The 2,534-nt window shown below is 68.3% G+C and carries 3 protein-coding genes; all 3 read left to right on the top strand.

Annotation, left to right across the window (positions count from 1 at the left end):
- Nucleotides 1-1,657 (top strand): type VII secretion protein EccCb (gene eccCb / locus AC2VNT_RS10360; protein WP_486946770.1); only part of this gene is annotated, 1,657 nt, incomplete at its 5' end.
- A gap of 109 nt (nucleotides 1,658-1,766) precedes the next feature.
- Nucleotides 1,767-2,069: a PE domain-containing protein gene (locus tag AC2VNT_RS10355; RefSeq protein ID WP_486946769.1), complete on the top strand. Its 303-nt coding sequence runs from the start codon at nucleotides 1,767-1,769 to the stop codon at nucleotides 2,067-2,069.
- A 27-nt stretch (nucleotides 2,070-2,096) separates the two neighbouring features.
- A partial coding sequence (locus AC2VNT_RS10350; RefSeq protein ID WP_486946768.1) for a PPE domain-containing protein occupies nucleotides 2,097-2,534 on the top strand: 438 nt, incomplete at its 3' end.

Genomic DNA, 2,534 nt, shown 5'->3' with positions numbered 1-2,534 from the left:
GGTGGGCGTGGTGGACATCCCCGATGAGCACACCCAGCGGGTGCACGTCGTCGACGCCGAGATGGACAACGTCATGGTTGTCGCCACCGCGCAGCGCGGCAAGTCGACCACGATGATGACGTTGATGGTGTCCGCGGCGCTGATGTACACACCGGAGCGGGTGACGTTCTTCTGTGTGGGCGCCACGCTGTACCCGGTGGAAGAGCTGCCGCATGTGGCCGGGGTGGTCAGTCTCAGTGACAGCGAGGGTGTTTCGCGAACCGTGGCGACCGTCGAAGGTCTGATCAGGGCGCGTGAGGCGGCGTTCAAGCGCTTCCAGATCGACATCGCGGAGTTCCGCGAGCGGCGATTCGGCTCTGCCGGCTCGACCGGCTCTGCCGGTGGGGGCACCGACCGGGCGGACAAATTCGGCGATGTGTTCCTCGTCGTCGACAACTTCGGCGACCTGTACGAAAAGGACCCCGGGATCGGAGATCGGGTGATCACCCTCGCCCGGCAGGGTCTCTCCTACGGTGTGCACGTCATCACCAGCGCCACCGCCTGGTTCGTCGGGCAGAAGCAGGGGCTGCTTAACGTGTCGAACGCACGGATCCAGCTGCGGCTCTCCAACCCCGACGAGTCGCAGATGGGCAGCTCGATCGAGCTGCGCAAGGCCGCACGAAACACCCTGGACCGGACCGGCTTCGGGCTCACCCGAGACGGCTACGAGCTGCTGGTCGGGGTGCCGGAGATCATCGGCGCCGGCGGTGAAAGGATTGCCACCCGGCAGGTGGGCGACGCCGTCACCGCGGTCGCGGGAACCGGCAAGGTGGAGACACTGGCCCGGCTGCCGGCGAGCGTCCCGCTGGCGCAGATCGTGGCGGCGCATGCCCACGCCGCCGGCGTTCCGGATGCCCGCGACGCGGAAACCACAGGGGACAGCGCCGGAACCCCCGATACCCCCGTCGCTGGGGGCGCGCTGGATGTCCCGTTCGCGATCGGGGAGACCGTGCTGCAACCGGTGGTGCTGCCGCACACTCTGCCCAACATGTTGGTGCTGGGCCGTCAGTCGTGCGGGAAGTCCACGGCGCTAGCGGCTTTCGGGCAGGCCGTGATGAGCCGGTTCACTCCGGATCAGGCCCAGATCACCATCGTCGACCCCAAGACGTCGCTGATCGGCAAGGTCCGCGGCGCGCACGTGCGTGCCTACGCCTACACCCCCGACGAGATCGATCAGGTGATCGGCGAGCTGGCGCAGCTGCTGGCCGACCGGCTGCCGCCGGCCGGGCTGAGTCAGGAGCAGTTGCTGAATCGGCGGTCGTGGCAGGGAGCGCACCACTTCGTCTTGATCGACGACGAGCAAGAACTGCGGCCGCACGGCGCTATCGGGAAGCCGGCGGCCACGGCGCCGCTGTGGGGACTCATCGAGCGCAGCCGCGAAGTCGGTCTGCACGTCGTCGCGTCCCGCTCACCGGGGAACTGGGCCGGGGTGTCGGTGATGAACCCGTTCCTGCAGAAGCTGACAGCCTCCCGCGCGCCGACCCTGTTCATGGACAACGACCCGGCCACCGTCAGGGTCTTCGGCAGAACCCCCGCCCAGCAACTGCCGCCCGGCCGGGGCCTGCTGGTCACCACCGACGGCGTCATCGAAGGCGTGTTGGTCGGGACACCGCAGTGAACGGGCTGTTCCGGAAAAACGTGTCTCGACAGCCGCCGCCTGGACACCTTAGACTCAGGCGATTCGACACCGGCGAGACCGGCGAGATGGGTGACATGGGGAGGCACAGATGTCATTGCTGGGTGTGAACACCGTCGCCGTGGAGATGTCGGCGCTCACCGAATCCGTCATCAGTGGACAGATGGCCGCCGCCACCGCCGCGGGAGCTCATGCGCTCACCGGGACGGTGCCGATGGCAGCCGACGCCGATTCGACGGCGTTCGCGGCCGCGCTGAACGCATCGGGCGGCTCCTACCTGGGCATGGCAGCCGAGCACGTCGGGCAGCGGACGGCCTTCGCCGGAGCGCAGCACCTGGCCTCGGTCACCTACCTGCTCACCGAGCTGGCCAGCGCCGCCAGGCTGATGGTCTAGCACCGGCCGATGGCCGACCCCCGCTGGATGGCCCCTCCCGAAGTCGTCGCGGCGATCTTCGAGACGGGTCCCGGTCCGGCGTCGGTGCTGGCTAACCAGCTGGTGTGGATGACCGAGGCGATCAGCCACGAGCTCGCGATGGGGCTCTCCGCCGCCAATACCGCGGCCACCGCCACCCAGTGGATCGGTCTGGGGGGTGCGGCGTCGGGCCAGAGCGCGGTCGGGCTCAACACCGGACTTCAGACGCTTCTGGGGTGGATCACCCACAAGATCGCGGTCACCCAGTCCGCCGCGGACGCTTACACGGTTGCGGCGTCGACGGTGATCCCCTCGGTGGTCAGCCAGACCAACCGGGACGAGACCGCGGCGCTGCACGCCACCAACTTCATGGGCGTGAACACCCCGGCGATCATCGAACGCGATACCGAGTATTTCGGCTGGTACTGGCCGCAGAATTCGAGCATC

It is taken from the genome of Mycobacterium sp. TH-M15 (assembly GCF_057473705.1).
Note: the sequence above shows the minus strand (reverse complement) of the source record. Positions and strands in the feature narration are given on the sequence as shown.